We start from the raw sequence: 18,071 nt of genomic DNA on the forward strand, positions 1-18,071 counted from the left end.
AAGTAACGACGCGCAACATCCCTCAGCTACGTTTCCCAACTGGGCCCCGGCCTTCGCCGGGGTGGCGTACTCAGGAATGGCTCAGTTCGGAACCTGCCCCGAGTCCCCCGCCCCCGACACGCTCGCGCCACCCGGTGGCGTTGCGCTACGCGCCTCGCCGATCGCCTGATCATACCAGCGCGCCAGGTCCGCCTTCATCTGGTGCAGCGCCTCGGGGTTGAGATACGTCATGTGCCCCGCGGGATAATAGCGAAACGCCAGGTTCCGCTGCCGTGACGGGTCGAGCATCATGTGCCCGAGATCGTTCTCCGTCCCGAAGAATGGCGTCGCCATGTCGTAATAGCCGTTCATCGACAGCACGTTGAGATACGGATTCTCACGCATCGCCGCGGCGAGGTCGACCGCGGTATTCGGGTTGTTCTGCGACTGGCCGCCACGACCCGGCGCATCGTGCTTCCAGTTCCACGTCCAGCCGGGCGCGTCACGCGCGCTGAGGCGGTACGGCATCTCGGTCTTGTAGCCGAGCGTGTGCGTCACGTAATCGTTGAACGTGGCGATGAACGCGCCGGCGATCGCGGTGTCCGACGCATCGGCCTCGGGCCGCTCGCCCGCCGCATCGCTGTCGACGCCGGTGTAGCGCGAGTCGAACCGGCCGAGCGTCAGCCGCTGATCGCGCAACAGTTCCTTCTGGAAGCGGGCGAGATCGATGCGCAGGTTGGCGCGCTTGATGAAGTCGGGCGAGATGCCGATCAGCTGGCTCATCCGGTTGGCGACCGCATCGCGCTCCGCATCCGAGATCGTCTGCCCCTTCGACAGCGCCGCCGCGTACGGCCCGGTCGCGAATGCACGCGCTTCGGCGACCGTGGTGGCGACGTCGGCAGGGCGGTTCTGGAGGCGGTTATGGTACCACGCGCTCGCCGCATAGCTCGGCAGATAGTTGAGGTAGATCTCGTCGAGCCCAGGCTGCCTGTATCCATAATTCATGATCGACGACAGCAGCACGACGCCGTTGAGCGCCATCCCGCGATCCTGCAACTGGTATGCGAGCGCACCCGAGCGCGTGGTGCCGTAGCTTTCGCCGAACAGGAACTTCGGGCTGTTCCAGCGACCGTACTTGGTAGCGTAGCGCAGGATGCCCTTGGCGAACGCGTCGGCATCCTCGTCAACGCCGTAGAACGCGGAGGGCTTGGTATCGCCGAGCGGCCGCGAATACCCGGTGCCGACTGCGTCGATGAACACCATGTCGGTCTTGTCGAGCAACGTGTCGGGATTGGGACCAAAATCGTACGGCGCGGGCTTGATGTATTCGGGGTTGGCCGTGCGCAGCCGAACCGGCGCGAACGAGCCCATGTGCAGCCAGAAACTGGGTGAGCCCGGCCCACCATTGTAGAAGAACGTCACTGGGCGTTTGGTGCCGGGCTTCACGCCGTCGAGCGTGTAGCCGGTGTAGAACAGGCTGGCGGTCGGCTTGCCCTCGGTATCGCGCAGCGTCAGCGTGCCGACAGTCGCGGTATAGCCGAGCGACTTGCCGCCGACGGTGACGCGCCCCTTCGACTTGACCTCCTGCTCGGCGATGGGAGCGTTGGCGTAGTCCGCCTCCGCCTCGGCCTTCATCCGGTCGGCGTTGGTCTCGGACTTGTCCTTCTTCGGCGCGTCCTGCGCGACGGCGGTGGTGGAAAGCGCGAGCAGCAACAGAGCGGCGAACTTGGTCGAACGGGCCACGGGATATCCTTGCGACAGAAGCGATACCCTATCCTGCCGCAGCCTCCACAAAGCGCAAGGGCTCAGTCGTCCTCGTCCTCGAACCCCACCAGCGCGAGCGCGCGTGCCTTGATCTGGCGGGTCATGCACCAGTGGACCAGCGCGTCCTCGCGGCCGTGCGTGACCCATACCTCGCGGGGCGCGATCTCGGTGAGCGTAGCGATCAGTTCGTCCCAGTCGGCATGATCGCTGAGGATCAGCGGCAGTTCGACGTTCTTCTGGCGCGCACGGCCCCGGACACGCATCCAGCCGCTGGCCATCGCGGTGATCGGATCGGGCAGCCGCCGCGACCAGCGATCGTTGAGCGCGCCGGGCGGGCACATCACGACATGCCCCGCCATGTCCGCCTTCTTCGCATCGGCGACAGGGAGGAGTTCGCCGAGCCTGACGCCGTGCTCGGCATACAGGTCGCAGAGACGTTGCAACGCGCCGTGGATGTAGATCGGCGCTTCATGCCCGCGTTCGCGGAGTTCGGCGATCACGCGTTGCGCCTTGCCGAGCGCGTAGGCGCCGACGACGACGCAGCGATCGGGGTTGGCGTGGAGGGCGGCGATCAGCTTGTCGATCTCGTCGCCGGTGTCGGGGTGGCGGAAAACCGGCAGGCCGAACGTGGCTTCGGTGATGAAGACGTCGCATTTGACGGGTTCGAACGGGGTGCAGGTCGGGTCCGAGCGGCGTTTGTAATCGCCCGAGACGACGATCCGTTCGCCGCGATAGTCGAGCACGATCTGTGCGGAGCCGAGGACGTGACCGGCAGGCACGAAGCCGATGTCCACCTCTCCCATGCGGATCGTCTCGCCATATGCGACCGGGTTGCCGGCTTGCGGGCCATAGCGCGCATCCATGATCGCGAGCGTCTCAGGCGTGGCCCAAACGGCCTCGTGGCCACCGCGGGCATGATCGGCATGGCCGTGCGTAACGAGTGCCTTGGCTGTGGGGATCGAGGGGTCGATCCACGCGTCGATCGGCTTGACGAGGATGCCGTGCGGATGCGGTTCGAGCCAGTCGCCGAGTTTTGCCATGCCAGTACTACGCGTGAACCGGGCGTGCGGTGCCAGCATTGTCTCGCGCCCAGTGTCCCGTACGATGCGCGCGCTCACCGGGGGGATGTCGCATAAACGATACGATAGAAAACCCGGTCGACCGGCGAAGCGTGCCAGCACGGGTCGGCGTCGCCGCGCTCAACCTGATCTTGCCCGGACTCGGGCTGATCCGCGTCGGCGATCGGCGCGGCGCGGCGCGGCGCTGACTTTCATGGCGCAGTTCGCACTCGCCGCACTCGTGACGTTCGGGTTGGGGCACATTCCCATCTCAGGTTACGGTGTCGCGGTAGCGGCGCTGGTGCTGGTCATCGCGTTGCTTGGTGCCGTTTACGTCGTGCCGATCATGCTCACATGGCGCAAAAGCAGGCTTCGCGGCCCCAAACCTTGGTGGTCTCGCTGGTATGCGCTGGCGCTGATCGTCGTGGTCGTGCTGGGCCTTTGGGAACGCGTGCCGCCGATGATGCACCATTTCTACAAGCCGTTCTTCGCACCGTCCGACAGCATGGCGCCGACGATCGGCAGCGGTGACAAGTTCGTCGTCGACATGCGCTGGCATGGGCCACCGAAACGCGGCGACGTGATCGTCTTCCAGGCGGCCGACAGCGTCCGGGTCAGTCGGATCGCGGCGATCGCGGGCGACAGGATCGCGATGCGCGCTGGCCTGCCGATCGTGAATGGGGTCCCGGTCGCGCAGCACACCGAAGGCAGGGTGATGGTCGACGATATCGAAGGCCGACATCCTGCGACGATCCTGACGGAACGCCTGCTGGGCGAGCGATCCAGCCATCGCATATTGGACACGGATGCGTCGCTGTTCGACGACGCGAGCGAGGTCACCGTCCCGCCGGGCCATCTCTTCGTGCTCGGCGACAATCGCGATCGCTCCGCAGACAGTCGCGTGCCGCTCGAGCAACAGGGCGTCGGGATGGTGCCGACGACGACGATCATCGGCCGCGCTATGTACCTGTATTGGAGCAGCAATCGCGCGAAGATCGGCGATCGGCTCGACCGCTAGACGGTACGAGCCCCCGAGCTTGCTCCCGTACTCCGAAGCGGAAGTACCTGCGGAATGCCGCCGGTTTCGGATCCCAGCGACGGGCGCCGGATTAGCGGCGGCGGCCTATTTTAATCGTCGCGACGATCGCGTCCATCTGGGCTGCGGCTACCGCCTGGGTCGGCGCGTTGCGTGCCGGCGCTGCTGCCGCCTTAACCGCGTAGGTGACGCGGTCGATCGCGTAGCAGGTGCCGTCGACGACGGTGCGCAGGTTCGTTGCGTTGACCTGTTGGCTCATCCCCGCGTCGCCGTTGGCATAGACCGTCCAGCGGTGGCCGCCGAGCATCCGGTTGGGCAGGCGCCGACCGCTTCCCGACTTCAGCCCCGCGGTGCCGCAGGTCGCGACGACCGCGGCGCTGCGGCTGAAACCGACCTGCACCATTTCTGTGACCTGGCCCTGGCCGTCGCTCGGCTTGGCGACCTGCCAGAAGCGGACGATGCCGACCCCGCGACCGACCGGGCTGCCGTCCCAGACCTGGCGCCAACCGGCGTTCATAAGGGCGCGGCCGGCGAAGTTGCGCGTGGGGGTGAGCGCAGACGGGTAGGACAGCCGGACCATACCGCCTGCCCCGAGGAAGGACTTGGTCGCGGCGCTGGCGTTGGCGAAGGGAAGAAAAGCGAGCAGTGGCAGTGGCAGCAAGAAGCGAAGAAGCGTCACCGATCGTCTTTCATAAAGAGAGCCTTGGCAGTGTGCCGGCCGTTTGCGCCGCGTCCATAGCGGTGCGGCGCAACGCCCCCATATGACGATGATGCGTGAACAGGCCGTGAGCGACCTCCCCCCTCCCCTCGAAAACTGGTTCGCGACGCGCGGGTGGCGGCCGCGGCGGCATCAGCTGGAGATGCTGGCGGAAGGCCGTGCTGGGCATCACGCACTGCTGGTGGCGGCGACCGGGGCGGGGAAGACGCTCGCGGGGTTCCTGCCGACGCTCGCCGAGCTGATCGAGGCGCCGACCAACGGGCTCCACACGCTGTACGTCTCGCCGCTGAAGGCGCTTGCGGTCGACGTGCAGCGCAACCTGCTGACGCCGATCGACGAGATGGGCGTCGATATTCGCGTCGAAACGCGGACCGGCGATACGCCGTCGGACCGCAAGGCGCGGCAACGGGTCAAGCCACCGCAGATCCTGCTGACGACCCCAGAGTCCCTGTCGCTCTTGCTGAGCTATCCCGACAGCATCACGATGTTCGAGAACCTCCGCACGATCGTCGTCGACGAGGTGCACGCGTTCGCGACCGGCAAGCGCGGCGACCTGTTGTCGCTGTGCATGGCGCGGTTGCAGACGATCTCGCCGGGGATGCGCCGCGTTGCGCTGTCGGCGACGGTCGCGGATGCGGACGGCTACCGCGCGTGGCTCGCGCCCGACGGCGACATCGACCAGGTCGCGATGATCCGCGGCGAGGCGGGCGCCGATCCCAACATCGCGATCCTGCTGCCCGAGGGCCGCGTGCCATGGTCGGGACATTCGGGCCGCTATGCCGCCGCGCAGGTGATGGCGGAGATCGAGGCGCACGAGACCTCGATCGTGTTCTGCAACACGCGCAGCTTGGCTGAGCTCATCTTCCAGGATCTTTGGAAGGTGAACTCGGGCAACCTCCCGATCGGCGTCCACCACGGCAGCCTCGCCAAGGAGGCGCGGCGAAAAGTCGAGAACGCGATGGCCGAGGGCAAACTCCGCGCGCTGGTCGCGACGTCCAGCCTCGATCTTGGGGTCGACTGGGGCAATGTCGATTGCGTGATCCAGATGGGCGCGCCGAAGGGATCGTCGCGACTGTTGCAGCGGATCGGGCGCGCCAACCACCGGCTCGACGAATCGTCGCAGGCGATCGTCGTGCCGGGAAACCGCTTCGAATATCTGGAGGCGCGCGCGGCGCTCGACGCGGTCGAGGCGGGCGAGCTCGATGCGGATATCTTCCGCGTCGGTGCGCTCGACGTGCTGGCGCAGCACGTGATGGCGTGCGCATGCGCGGCGCCGTTTCGCGAGGCGGATCTGCTCGACGAGATCCGCTCGGCGCTCCCCTATTCCGCGCTACCGACCGAGACGTTCGAACGGGTGCTGCACTTCATCAGCGACGGCGGCTATTCGCTGAAGGCGTATGACCGGTTCAAGCGGCTCACGAAGGATGCGGACGGGACGTGGCGGGTCAGCCATCCGAAATTCATCGGCCAGCATCGGCTGAACGCGGGCATCATCGTCGAGGCGACGATGCTCAACGTGCGGTTCGGCAATGGCCGCGTGCTCGGCCGCGTCGAGGAGGCATTCGCGGCGCAGTTGAGCCACGGCGATACGTTCTTCTTCGCAGGGCTCAGCCTCGAGGTGATGAAGATCGACCTCGAGGACCTAGTCGTGCGCGCGACATCGAAACCCGCGCGGATTCCGACCTATGGCGGCAGCCGGATGCCGCTGTCGACCAACCTTGCCGACCGCGTTCGCGGGTTCCTCGCGCATCCCGGCGACTGGGCGCGCTTCCCCGACGACGTGCGCGAATGGCTGGAGATGCAGGCGTATCGCTCGGTCATGCCCGAGCCCGGCCAGCTGCTGGTCGAGACGTTCCCGCGCGAGGGGCGGCACTACATGGTCGCGTACAGTTTCGAGGGGTGGAACGCACACCAGTCGCTCGGCATGCTGATCACGCGGCGGATGGAGACGCAGGGGCTGAAACCGCTCGGCTTCGTCGCCAATGATTATGCGCTGGCGGTGTACGGGCTGGAGAAGATCACCGACCCGGCGTCGCTGTTCTCGGCGGATATCCTCGAGCATGAGTTCGTCGAATGGGTGCAGCAATCGCATCTGCTCAAACGCGCGTTCCGCGAGGTCGCGGTGATCGGCGGGCTGGTCGAGCGGCAGCATCCGGGCAAGCGCAAGACCGGTAAACAGGTGACGTTCTCGACCGACCTGATCTACGACGTGCTGCGCAAATACGAGCCGACGCATCTGCTGCTGGAAGCGGCGTGGGCGGATGCGCGCGCGCGGATGACCGATGTCGGGCGTTTGGCGTCGCTGCTCGACCGTGCGGCGGCGACGATGGTGCATGTCGATCTGGAGCGGGTCACGCCGCTCGCGGTGCCGGTGCTGACGCTGATCGGGCGCGAGAAGATCTCGACGAACAGTTCGGACGACGCGTTGTTGATCGAGGCGGAGGCGATGATCGCGGATGCTATGCGGCCGGATTGAGGGCGCCTCACCCCGCTGAAACGGCACCACCCCGGCGAAGGCCGGGGCCCAATTGGAAAGGTGGTCGTAACGGAGCACTGCCCTCCATTAGCAACGTCCCCCAATTGGGCCCCGGCCTCCGCCGGGGTGGTACGGTTTATAGCGTCGTCCGTTCCTAACAACGACCGTTGCGTATCCACCAAATCAGGCGCAGCATTTGCAGCATGCGCAGGTGGCTAGCCCCTCTACTGCTAGCCATTGCCGCCCAGGCTAGCGCTCAGGACGCAGCCTCTCCACGCGATAATGCTGCACCTTCGCCCAGCGCAGCATCGGCAGCAGAACCAGACCCCGCCACGCTTCTGTTCGGTGACGACCAGGCCCGGATGACGGTGCCGGTCACGATCGCCGGCGCAGGACCGTTCGCGTTCGTCGTCGATACTGGCGCCCAACGGACCGTCATCGCGCGCGAACTCGCAGCAACGCTAGGCTTGGCGCCGGGGCGCATCGTCCGCGTGACCGGCATGACCGGATCGAGCGCCATCGGCACCGTCGTCATCCCCTCGCTGAAGGTCAGCGTGATCGGCAGCGCGGCGATCGAGGCGCCGGCGATCAGCGCGATCAATCTCGGCGCGCGCGGGCTGCTCGGAATCGATGCGTTGCAGGCCCACGCGGTAGGAATCGACTTCGACACCAACACGATGACCGTCACACCCTCGCGCAAACGGCAGAGCCGCGAGCGCGCCGGGCCCGACGAGATCGTCATCCGGGCGCGCAGCCTGTTCGGGCAGCTCGTCGTCACCGACGCCTATTGCAACGGCATCCGCATCCGCGTGATCCTCGACACCGGCACCTCGGTCAGCATGGCCAATGCCGCGCTCCGCCGGAAGGTGACGCGCAAGGGGCTGGGCAGCGCGGGGGCGTCGCAGCCCGTGTCGCTGACCGGGGTCACTGGCGAGACCGTGATCGCCGACTATACGACGATCGACCGCGTCACGATCGGCAGCCTGACGCTTGGCGACCTGCCCGTGGCGTTCACCGCAGTCGACGCACCGCCTTTCCGCCTGTTCGGCCTTGCCGAGCGGCCCGCGATGCTGCTCGGGATGGACGTGCTGCAACTGTTCCGCCGCGTCGACATCGACTTTGCCAACCGCGAGGTACGGCTCACCTTGCCGCGCGAGACGCGCCGTCGTGGCGAGCTGCGCCGCTGAGGTTGCGTCCTGGTGCGTTCGCTGCAACTCTCCCGCCGAAAACGAAAAAGGGGATGACGATGCGCGCAACTGGCTGGCTACTCACGGCGGCAATCCTGACGACCCCCGTGACAACGGCGCTTTCCGCACAGGCGCAGTCGCGGCCCGACCAGAAGGCGTTCCTCGGGCTCTACAAAGAGCTGGTCGAGACCAACACGACTCTGTCCGCGGGCAGTTGCACGCAGGCCGCGGCACAGATCGGGGCGCGTCTGAAGACCGCGGGCTATGCCGATGCCGACATAACCTATTTCTCGGTGCCCGAGCACCCGAAGGACGGCGGGCTGGTCGCGGTGCTGAAGGGGTCGGACGCGTCGATCAAGCCGATGCTGCTGCTCGCGCATCTCGACGTGGTCGAGGCCAAGCGCGAGGATTGGGTGCGCGATCCGTTCAAGCTGATCGAGGAAGGCGGCTATTACTACGCGCGCGGCACCGTCGACGACAAGGCTCAGGCGGCGATCTGGTCCGACGCAATGATCCGCTTCAAGACGAGCGAGTACAAGCCGAAGCGGACGATCAAGCTGGCGCTGACCTGCGGCGAGGAGACGACCTTCGCGTGGAACGGCGCGCAGTATCTGGCGAAGTCGAGGCCCGACCTGATCGCGGCGGAGTTCGCGTTGAACGAGGGCGGCGGCGGGCGGATCGACGACAATGGCAAGCGCCAGCTGCTGGCGATCCAGGTCGGCGAGAAGGCGGCGCAGAACTACACGTTCCTCGCCACCAACCCGGGCGGGCACAGCTCGCAGCCGATCCCCGAGAACGCGATCTACGAGCTCGCCGATGCGGTGAAGGCCGTCCAGGGCTACGAGTTCCCAGTGAAGTTCACCGACACGACCAAGGCGTTCTTCGCGGCCAGCGCGAAGGCGATGCCGGGCGAAATGGGGGATGCGATCACGAAGCTGCTCGCCAATCCGGAGGACAAGGCGGCGGATGCGATCGTCAGTCGCGACAAGGCGATGCACTCCACGTTGCGCACGACCTGCGTGGCGACGTTGCTGAACGCGGGTCACGCGGAGAACGCGTTGCCGCAGCGCGCGACCGCGAACATCAACTGCCGGATCTTTCCGGGCGAGACGGTGGAGGGAACGCTCGCCAAGCTGAAGGAACTGGCGGGGGCGAAGGTGACGGTGACGGCGAACCAGCCGGTGCGGCCCACCGCGATCCCGCCGACGCTCGACCCGAAGATCATGGGGCCGGTGACCAAGGTGGCGGCGAAGCACTTCCCCGGCCTGCCGATTCTCCCACTGATGTCGACCGGGGCGACCGACGGCATCTTCTTCGAGGCGATCGGGATCCCGGTCTACGGCGCGCCGGGCGTCTTCATCGACAAGGACATGGGCGGCATCCACGGCCTCAACGAGCGAATTCGTGTGAATTCCCTGTATGACGGCCGCGACTACCTCTTCGATCTGGTGAAGGCGTTTGCTGGGTGAACGTCCTTTCCCTCTCCCCTTCGGGGAGAGGGAGGGAGGAGCCTTAGGCGACGGAAGGGAGAGGGGCGTGAAGCTCGGGACGGTGACTCCCAACGCCCCTCTCCCTTCCCACGGCAAGCGCCGCGGGCCCCTTCCCTCTCCCCGGAGGGGCGAGGGAGTTTTGTTAGCCGGGATTATCTGTTCGGGTTGGTGAAGGCGTTCGCTGGGTAACGAGGCCTTCCCTCGCCCCTTCGGGGAGAGGGAGGGAGGAGCCTTAGGCGACGGAAGGGAGAGGGGCTTGGGGCTCGAGACGACGCATCCCAACGCCCCTCTCCCTTCCCACGGCAAGTGCCGCGGGCCCCTTCCCTCTCCCCGTAGGGGCGAGGGAGTTTAGACGGTGACTTGTTCGCCTAGTTCTAGCACCTTGCCGGGGGGGATTTTCAGGAAGTCGGTGGGATCGCTGGCGTTGCGTTGCAGGAACAGGAATATCCGGTCCTGCCAGGGCGGCATGCCCTTTTCCGCGTCGGGTTTCAGCGTGTTGCGGCCGATGAAGAACGAGGTGCGCATCGGGTCGAGCCCGAGCTGTTCGGTCTTGTTGCCGACGCCGAGATCGCGGGGCACGTCGGGGGATTCCATGAACCCGTAGGTCAGCACGACGATCGAGAAATTGTCGTCGACGCGTTCTACCTTCGCGCGCGACGCTTCCTCGACGAATGGACGATCCGCGGTGCGGATGCTGACGATCAGGTTGCGCTCGTGGAGCACCTTGTTGTGCTTGAGGTTATGCAGCAGCGCGCCCGGCGTCGCGTGCGGGTTGCCGGTCAGGAACACGGCCGTCCCCGACACGCGCTCGGGCGGACGCTTTTCCAGCGCCGAGGCCAGATCGCTTAGCGGGATGCTCTGGCGCTTTTCGAACGCGCTGACGATCTTCTTGCCACGCACCCAGGTGAAGATGATCAGCCCGATCGCGGCGGCGATGACCAGCGGTACCCAGCCACCCTCGATCACGCGCAGGATGTTCGCGCCGAAGAAGATCAGGTCGAGCGTCAAGAACGGCAGGATCGCCGCTAGCGCGAGCGGGCGCGACCAGTTCCAGCGGTGCCGGACGACGATGTACGCGAGCAAGGTGGTGACGACCATCGTGCCGGTCACCGCGATACCGTACGCGGCGGCCATCGCCGACGACGTCTTAAACTGGATCACGAGCACCAGCACGCCGATCAGCAACAGCCAGTTGATCGCGGGCAGGTAAATCTGGCCGGCAAACACCGCCGAGGTCTGGCGGATGCGCAGGCGCGGGAGCAGGCCGAGCTGAATCGCCTGCTGCGTCAGCGAGAACGCGCCGGTGATGACCGCCTGGCTGGCGATGACGGTCGCGAAGCCGGCGAGGATGATCAGCGCCGGACGCAGCGACTCGGGCGCCATCAGGAAGAACCAGTCCTGGTTGACGAACGGCACGCCCCGCGCCGCCGCATCCTCTAGCCGCGACAAGGCGAACGCGCCCTGGCCCAGGTAGTTGAGCGCCAATGCCGGAAAGACGAGGAAGAACCAGCCGATGCGGATCGGCAGCTTGCCGAAATGGCCCATGTCGGCGGTCAGCGCCTCAGCGCCGGTGACGGTCAGGAACACCGCGCCGAGCACGAACAGCCCGGTGACGCCGTGCGTGGCGAGGAACGAGATGCCGTAGGTCGGCAGGAACACGCGGACGATCGAGGGCTCGTCGGCGATATGCCAGATGCCGAGCGCACCGATCGCCACGAACCAGAGGATGCAGACCGGGCCGAACAGCTTCGATACCTGCGCCGTGCCGCGCGACTGGATCAGGAACAGCCCGATCAGGATGGCGATCGTCAGCGCGCGGACGACGCCTTCGTTGAAGATGTGCGCGGCGCTGGGGATCGTCCGCAGGCCTTCCATGGCGGACAGCACCGACAGCGCCGGGGTGATGATCGCATCGCCGTAGAACAGCGACGCCCCCGCCGCGCCGAGCACGATCGCGATCCGCGATCGCATGCCGAGCGCGCGACGGGCGAGCGCAGCGAGCGCGAGTACCCCGCCCTCGCCTTGGTTGTCGGCGCGCATCAGGAAGATGACGTATTTGACGGTGACGACGAGGAACAGCGACCAGAGCGCGAGGCTCAGCACGCCAAGGATTTCGGTCGGATCAATGCCGCCTGCGGACGTCTGGCCGAGTGCCTCGCGGAACGCGTAGAGCGGGCTGGTGCCGATATCGCCGAACACCACGCCGATCGCGCCGACGGTCAGCGCGGCGAGTGCGGGGTGCGGATGCAGATGCGCCGCTGACAGATCGCCAGGCGTTTCCGGTACAGCGGCAGTTTGGGGTGTTCCGGCGACGGACGTCATGGCGCGAAGAGCGCTCCTCCTGAGGGGACGGCGCGCTTTACGCCGATTGGGGGCATGCGCAAGTCCTGCTGGTTTGGGGCTATGGCGGGTTGATTCACACGGCGTGCACCGGCATGGCGAGGAAATGGTTCCCTTTTCGTTCGGCGGGCATGCGCTTCTGGCGTTGGCGCAAGGCGCGCTGTTCTGGCCGGAGCGGCGTGCGCTGCTGGTCGCCGACCTGCATTTCGAGAAGGCGAGCTGGTTCGCCAAGCGCGGCCAGATGCTGCCGCCGTATGATTCGATCGCGACTCTGGCCGATCTGACCACGCTGGTCGCGGCAACGGGCGCGCGCGAAGTCTGGTGCCTCGGCGACAGCTTCCACGATAGCGACGGGTGCGAGCGGCTGCCGCAGCGCGCGCAGGACATGCTGCGGGCGATGACCGACGGGACGCGGTGGACGTGGATCACGGGCAATCACGATCCGGCGATCCTCGATCGGTGTGGCGGGGAGGTGGTAGACGAGGTGGTCGTCGATGGACTGGTGCTGCGGCATGAAGCGGACCGGGCAGAGACGCGGCCGGAGCTGTCGGGGCATTTCCATCCGAAGCTTCGGTTGCGCGTGCGGGGGAAGCAGGTGGCGCGGCGGTGTTTCGTGGCGACGTCGACGAAACTGATCCTGCCGGCGTTCGGGTCGCTGACGGGCGGGCTGGACGTGGACCATCCGGAGATCGTGCGTGCGGTTGGGGTTGGGGCCGAGGCGATGGTGCCGGTGGCGGACCGGATGCTGCGGTTTCCGGTTGCGGCCTAAGGTTCCTATCGTCACCCCGGAGCGGGTGCGATACTTCCCTGTCGAAACATCACCTCATCCCTCCTTGTTCTCCCGCGAAGGCGAGAGCCCAGTCTGGGTCCCCGCCTTCGCGGGGAAACAAGCTACTTAAGTCCAGTAATCTACTGGGGGCCCCGCTAACCGAATTCAGCTAGAAATCGTCGGAAACGCCGCGCGGAAAGCGGCTACCTTCGGCTTGTCCCACATCACGACATACGGGTGTGTGGGGTTTCGGTCGTAGAAATTCTGGTGATACGCCTCGGCCGGATAGAACGTCCCCGTCTCCAGCTTCGTCACGATTGGCCCGGAGAACGCGTGCGTGGCACCGAGTTGCGCGATGTAAGCCCGCGCGACCTGTGCCTGCGCGGGCGACTGCGGGAAGATCGCCGAGCGATAGCTGGTGCCGCTGTCCGGGCCCTGCCGGTTCAACGTCGTCGGATCATGCGCGATCGAAAAATAGACGCGGAGCAGCGTACCGTAACTCACGACGCGGGGATCGTAGGCGATCTTGATGGCTTCGGCATGCTTCGTCGTCTCGGCGGAGACCTGGTCGTAGGTCGCGGTCGCCTTGGTGCCGCCGGCATAGCCGGTCGTGACGGCCTTCACGCCCTTCACATGCTCGAACACCGCTTCCATCGTCCAGAAGCAGCCGCCCGCGAGTACCGCGGTCTGAATACCGGGCGCGGCGGGAAGGTCTGTCTTGACGGCGGGGATGACGACGGCGCGGGCGCCTTGCGCGGTGCCGGTGGCAATAAACGCACCGGCGATACCGATGGCGGCGAGCGTGGCGAGAAGCGGCTTTTTCATGCTTTGATACATGGGGTTGCGCTTGCGCTTCGCTAGGCCATCGTTGCAGTTACCAAGTGGGCATTTATCGCGCGGTGGCGGAGACGCTGTGCTCGAAATGGCTGGCGAAGGTCTGGCGGGCTTCGGCGGGCTGGAGTGCGAGCAAGCCGATGGCGCCGAGGACGAAACCGCCGCTGAACTGCCAGAAGAAACTCGACTTTACGATGCTGCGCATGATGCGATCCCAATGAAACCCAGTGATGGCGCCGACCGGATAGGTCAGCGTCAGTTACGGACCGGCATGTCGTAGAGATGCCGGTCAACCACAATGTCGTTTTTAGAAACTCTCGATTAACGCGCCGTGGCCGATGCGTTCATCGTGCAGCAGGCATCGCCCGGCAGGGTTGCCGGAAGATGTCGCCGCGTGTCTCGAATGTTGCCGGCGTTATTTCAGCGCGGCGCAGGCCGCCTGAATGCGCGAGCAGGCCTCGCGGAGCAACGCGTCCGAGGTGGCGTAGCTAATCCGGAACGCCGGCGAGAGGCCGAACGCGGCGCCCTGGACGACGGCCACCATGGCATCGTCGAGCAGATAGCCGACCATCGCCTCGTCGGTGTCGATCAGGCGGCCGTTCGGCGTCGTCTTGCCGATCAGCTCGGCGAACGACGGGTATACGTAGAACGCACCCTCCGGCGTCGGGCAGTGCATGCCGTCGATCTCGTTGAGCATCGACACGACGAGGTCGCGGCGGCCCTGGAACGCGGTGTTGCGCTCGGCGAGGAAGGACTGTTCGCCGTTAAGGGCGGCGACGGCCGCCGCCTGCGCGATCGAGCACGGGTTCGAGGTCGACTGCGACTGGAGCTTGGCCATCGCCTTGATCAGCCACGATGCGCCTGCGCCGTAACCGATCCGCCAGCCGGTCATCGCATAGGCCTTCGAGCAGCCGTTGACGGTCAGCGTGCGCTCGAACAGCTCGGGGCATGCCTCGGCGATCGTCGCGAACTTGAAGCCATCATAAACGATGTGCTCGTACATATCGTCGGCGAAGATCCAGACGTGTGGATGCCGCGCCAGAACCGCGCCGAGCGCCTTCAGTTCGTCGATCGTGTAGCCGGCCCCCGTCGGGTTCGACGGCGAGTTGAGGATCACCCACTTGGTCTTCGGCGTGATCGCCGCGTCGAGTGCCGCCGGATCGAGCTTGTAGCCGACCTCGGGGCCCGCCTTGACGATCACCGGCACGCCGCCGGCGAACTGCACGACGTCGGGATAGCTGACCCAGTACGGCGCGGGGATGACGACTTCGTCGCCCGGATCGATCGTCGCGACCATCGCGTTGAACAGGGTGTGCTTGCCGCCGACGTTCACGCTGATCTGATCGGTGGTGTAGGTGAGGTTGTTGTCGCGCGCGAACTTGGCGACGATCGCCTGCTTCAGCTCGATCGTGCCGTCGACATTGGTGTACTTGGTCTTTCCATCGCGGATCGCCTGGATCGCCGCCTCTTTCACGAAGTCCGGCGTGTCGAAATCGGGTTCGCCCGCACCGAGGCCGATCACGTCGACGCCTGCGCGCTTCAGTTCCAGAACGCGCGACGTGATCGCGAGCGTCGGCGAGGGACTGATGCGGCCGAGCGCGGCGGATGCGTGCATGGTGTAACCTTTGCGGTTGTCCGCGAACGTCGCCGCGGAATTCGCGGGCGCTATACGCGCCGATCGGTCGAATTCGCAACCGTAACGATGGCGGGAATGAGCCCGCGGACTGCATTTCCGATGAAGAACCCGGCGGTCAGGTCGGCTCGGGTCAGGGGCGCCTCGGTTGCGCGGCCCGATTCGAGCAGGTCGGCACGGAGAATGCCGGGGAGCAGGCCATGCCGTAGCGGCGGTGTCACGAGGCGTTCGCCACGTCGGACGAACAACGAGGTAAAGCTGCCTTCGGTGAGGAAGCCATTCACGTCCTCGAACACCACCTCGAACGTCCCGGCGGCTTTCCGCGCGTCGTCGTAGAAGGCGCGGGCGCTTGTCTTGTGGCGGAGGCGGAAGTCGGTCGCGGCGACTGGCAGCGGGACGATCGCGACCGTAACTTGCGCAGGCGAGCGCGGGAGCGGTGCCGCCTCGATCGCGATCGCGCCGGACGGACTGAGCAGCAGGCGGATGCGGCGGGGTCCGCGCAACCGGAAGGTGGCGGCCTGGAGTTCGTTGCGCGCGGTGTGGCGGTCGAAGGTGAAGCCCAAGGCCTGGGCGCTCGCCTTCATCCGCGCGAGATGCGCTTCGAGGCGAGTCAGGCCGTCGTCGGGATCGAACGCCATCGTCTCGATCAGATCGAAGCGGTGCTGGCCGGCGGTGACGAACGCGCCCTTCGCGTGGCATTCGTCCCATTCGGCGTCGGCTGCGCTGTCGGCGACGATGCCCGAGCCGAGACTCATCGTCGCCGCGCCGTCCTGGATCGCCAATGTGCGGATCGCGACGTTGAAGATAGCATCGCCGTTCGCGTCGAAGCGACCGATCGCGCCGGTGTAGATGCCGCGAACGCGCGCGTGCTCGACTTCGGCGATGACTTCCATCGCGCGCTGTTTCGGGGCGCCGGTGATCGATCCGCAGGGGAACAGCGCGGTCAGGACGTCGACCGCGTCGCAGTCTGGTTTCAGCGTCGCAGTGACGGTCGAGGTCATCTGGTGGACGGTCGGATAGGTCTCGACGGTGAACAGGTCGGGGACCGCGACCTGGGTGGCGACGCGTGACAGGTCGTTGCGCATCAGGTCGACGATCATGAGGTTTTCGGCGCGCTGCTTCGGATCGGACGCGAGCGCCTCGGCGAGCGCACGGTCAGCATCGGGCGTGTCGCCTCGCGGTGCGGTGCCCTTCATCGGGCGGCAGGTGAGCGTGACGCCGTCGAGCGCAAAGAAGAGTTCGGGGGAGAGCGACAGGAAGCTCGTCTCGCCGGTGTCGATCAGCGCGCCGTATCCCGCCTTCGCTTGGCGCCGCAGCCGGGCGTAGAGCGCGAGCGGGTCGCCGACGAACGGGACGGTGGCGGCGAAGGTAAGGTTGGCCTGGTAAATGTCGCCCGCCGCGATCAGGTCGAGCACGCGCGCGAGGCTGGCGTCGTAGGTGTCGCGGTCGATCAGCGGCTGCGGTGCGCCGGTCCACGCGCCTGCGGGGTCGGGGAGCAACGCGGCGACGTCTTCGGGCGCTATCGTCTGGTAGTCGGCGAACAGGCCGAACCAGAGCAGCGGGCCTTTGGTGCGGACGTCGACCGGCCTCGACGCGAGGGCGGCGCCGGCTTCGTAGGTGAGGTAGCCGGCGGCGTGCAGCCCTTCCTTGCGGGCGTCGCGGAGGGCGTCGAATGCGGGGCGGACTTCGGCGAGCGTATCGGCGCGGACGATCCGGACGGGATCGCGGTACAATCGCGCAGGCGCCCCCCCCTCGCGGGCGTCATCGAGCAAAACGAAGGGCGCGGTCCACATCGTCGCGACTGTTGCACGGAGCGCGAGGCAAACCGCAAGCGGCGATTGCTCCAACGGACGCGCTATCCTATTTCGAGGGCATGACAAATCCTCCCCTCCGCGCTGCGCCCCCGCTCCGTGCTGCCATCGTGCCCGTCACGCCGATCCAGCAGAACTGCACGATTATCTGGTGCACCGCGACGATGAAGGCGGCGGTGATCGATCCAGGCGGCGACCTGCCGCGGATCATGGCGGCGGTCGAACAGGCGGGGGTCACGGTCGAGAAGATCCTGCTGACGCACGGGCATATCGATCATGCCGGCGGTGCGAAGCGGCTGTCGAACGATCTCGGCGTGCCGATCGAGGGGCCGCACGAGGCGGACCGGTTCTGGTTGCAACGGCTCGATCAGGGCGGGCCGAAATACGGGATCTCCGGCGTGAATTTCGAGCCCGACCGGTGGCTGGTCGAGGGTGATACGGTGTCGGTCGGCGACCTTGTGCTCGATGTGTACGAGACGCCGGGGCATACCGAGGGGCATGTGATCTTCCACCACGCGCCGTCGAAGTTCGCGCAGGTGGGGGATGTGCTGTTCCAGGGGTCGGTCGGGCGATCGGACATGCCTGGAGGGAATCACGAGACGCTCGTGAAGTCGATCGTCGAGAAGCTGTGGCCGCTGGGGAGCGATACGAGCTTCATTCCGGGGCATGGGCCGGCGAGCACGTTTGCGCATGAGCGGGCGACGAATATGTTCGTTAGCGATCGGGCGCTGGCGGGGTAGATTGCTACCGTTCCCCCGCGAAACCTCCTGCTCCCTTGCGAACGCGGGGGTCCAGGGTACCAAGCGGCAGTGCCTGTAACCCTGGGCTCCCGCCTTCGCGGGAGAACAAGAAGAAACGCGTCCATCACAATCACTCCACCCCGGCGAAGGCCGGGGCCCAATTGGGGGACGGTGATTGGCGGATGAGGCGCTCCGTTACAGCAACCTTTCCAATTGGGCCCCGGCCTTCGCCGGGG

General features: G+C 66.4%; 14 protein-coding genes. 6 read left to right on the top strand and 8 right to left on the bottom strand.

Translation table 11 applies throughout. From position 1 onward, the window contains the following. Nucleotides 1-81: 81 nt before the first annotated feature. Both E5673_RS00875 and E5673_RS00880 read right to left on the bottom strand, forming a co-directional pair. The gene (locus tag E5673_RS00875; protein ID WP_247599504.1) at nucleotides 82-1,722 is read right to left on the bottom strand and encodes a peptidase S10; all 1,641 of its coding nucleotides are present in this window, start codon (nucleotides 1,720-1,722) and stop codon (nucleotides 82-84) included. Nucleotides 1,723-1,784: 62 nt separating this feature from the next. Further along, nucleotides 1,785-2,783 carry a ligase-associated DNA damage response exonuclease gene (locus tag E5673_RS00880; RefSeq protein WP_136188569.1) on the bottom strand — a complete coding sequence of 333 codons (999 nt, stop codon included), beginning with the start codon at nucleotides 2,781-2,783 and terminating at the stop codon, nucleotides 1,785-1,787. Between the two features lie 232 nt (nucleotides 2,784-3,015). Between E5673_RS00880 and lepB the strand changes: the two genes are divergently transcribed. Continuing rightward, the gene (gene lepB, locus E5673_RS00885) at nucleotides 3,016-3,819 is read left to right on the top strand and encodes a signal peptidase I (RefSeq protein WP_168711539.1); all 804 of its coding nucleotides are present in this window, start codon (nucleotides 3,016-3,018) and stop codon (nucleotides 3,817-3,819) included. A gap of 91 nt (nucleotides 3,820-3,910) precedes the next feature. Here the strand turns inward: lepB and E5673_RS00890 are convergent, their stop codons facing one another. Further along, nucleotides 3,911-4,516 carry a hypothetical protein gene (locus tag E5673_RS00890; protein ID WP_136188571.1) on the bottom strand — a complete coding sequence of 202 codons (606 nt, stop codon included), beginning with the start codon at nucleotides 4,514-4,516 and terminating at the stop codon, nucleotides 3,911-3,913. Between the two features lie 82 nt (nucleotides 4,517-4,598). Here E5673_RS00890 and E5673_RS00895 point away from each other — a divergent pair, with 82 nt between their 5' ends. The 3 genes from E5673_RS00895 (at nucleotide 4,599) to E5673_RS00905 (ending at nucleotide 9,687) form a co-directional block, all read left to right on the top strand. Further along, nucleotides 4,599-7,031, top strand: a complete 2,433-nt coding sequence (locus tag E5673_RS00895) for a ligase-associated DNA damage response DEXH box helicase (protein WP_247599505.1) — start codon at nucleotides 4,599-4,601, stop codon at nucleotides 7,029-7,031. Between the two features lie 362 nt (nucleotides 7,032-7,393). Further along, on the top strand, nucleotides 7,394-8,218 hold the full coding sequence (locus tag E5673_RS00900) for an aspartyl protease family protein (protein ID WP_247599506.1): 825 nt from the start codon (nucleotides 7,394-7,396) through the stop codon (nucleotides 8,216-8,218). Nucleotides 8,219-8,277: 59 nt separating this feature from the next. Then, the gene (locus E5673_RS00905; RefSeq protein WP_136188574.1) at nucleotides 8,278-9,687 is read left to right on the top strand and encodes a M20/M25/M40 family metallo-hydrolase; all 1,410 of its coding nucleotides are present in this window, start codon (nucleotides 8,278-8,280) and stop codon (nucleotides 9,685-9,687) included. A 369-nt stretch (nucleotides 9,688-10,056) separates the two neighbouring features. Here E5673_RS00905 and E5673_RS00910 read toward each other — a convergent pair whose 3' ends face one another. Beyond that, nucleotides 10,057-12,030, bottom strand: a complete 1,974-nt coding sequence (locus tag E5673_RS00910; protein WP_136188575.1) for a potassium transporter Kup — start codon at nucleotides 12,028-12,030, stop codon at nucleotides 10,057-10,059. 124 nt (nucleotides 12,031-12,154) lie between these two features. Here E5673_RS00910 and pdeM point away from each other — a divergent pair, with 124 nt between their 5' ends. After that, a complete protein-coding gene (gene pdeM / locus E5673_RS00915) occupies nucleotides 12,155-12,817 on the top strand; it encodes a ligase-associated DNA damage response endonuclease PdeM (protein ID WP_136188576.1) in 663 nt (220 codons plus the stop codon). Between the two features lie 165 nt (nucleotides 12,818-12,982). On the opposite strand, the gene msrA is transcribed toward pdeM, so the two are convergent. The 4 genes from msrA to pabB all read right to left on the bottom strand — a co-directional run bounded on the left by msrA (nucleotide 12,983) and on the right by pabB (nucleotide 17,077). Then, complete coding sequence (msrA, locus tag E5673_RS00920; protein ID WP_136188577.1) at nucleotides 12,983-13,642, bottom strand: peptide-methionine (S)-S-oxide reductase MsrA; 660 nt, start codon at nucleotides 13,640-13,642, stop codon at nucleotides 12,983-12,985. A gap of 64 nt (nucleotides 13,643-13,706) precedes the next feature. Next, nucleotides 13,707-13,856: a hypothetical protein gene (locus tag E5673_RS19515; protein ID WP_165895481.1), complete on the bottom strand. Its 150-nt coding sequence runs from the start codon at nucleotides 13,854-13,856 to the stop codon at nucleotides 13,707-13,709. 210 nt (nucleotides 13,857-14,066) lie between these two features. Further along, the gene (locus E5673_RS00925; protein WP_136188578.1) at nucleotides 14,067-15,266 is read right to left on the bottom strand and encodes a pyridoxal phosphate-dependent aminotransferase; all 1,200 of its coding nucleotides are present in this window, start codon (nucleotides 15,264-15,266) and stop codon (nucleotides 14,067-14,069) included. Nucleotides 15,267-15,316: 50 nt separating this feature from the next. Next, a complete protein-coding gene (gene pabB / locus E5673_RS00930; RefSeq protein WP_136188579.1) occupies nucleotides 15,317-17,077 on the bottom strand; it encodes an aminodeoxychorismate synthase component I in 1,761 nt (586 codons plus the stop codon). Between the two features lie 80 nt (nucleotides 17,078-17,157). Here pabB and E5673_RS00935 point away from each other — a divergent pair, with 80 nt between their 5' ends. Next, nucleotides 17,158-17,835 (top strand): MBL fold metallo-hydrolase, encoded by a 678-nt coding sequence (locus E5673_RS00935; RefSeq protein WP_136188580.1) that lies wholly within the window; start codon nucleotides 17,158-17,160, stop codon nucleotides 17,833-17,835. The last annotated feature ends 236 nt before the right edge of the window (nucleotides 17,836-18,071 follow it).

The organism is Sphingomonas sp. PAMC26645 (assembly GCF_004795835.1).
Lineage (GTDB): Bacteria > Pseudomonadota > Alphaproteobacteria > Sphingomonadales > Sphingomonadaceae > Sphingomonas.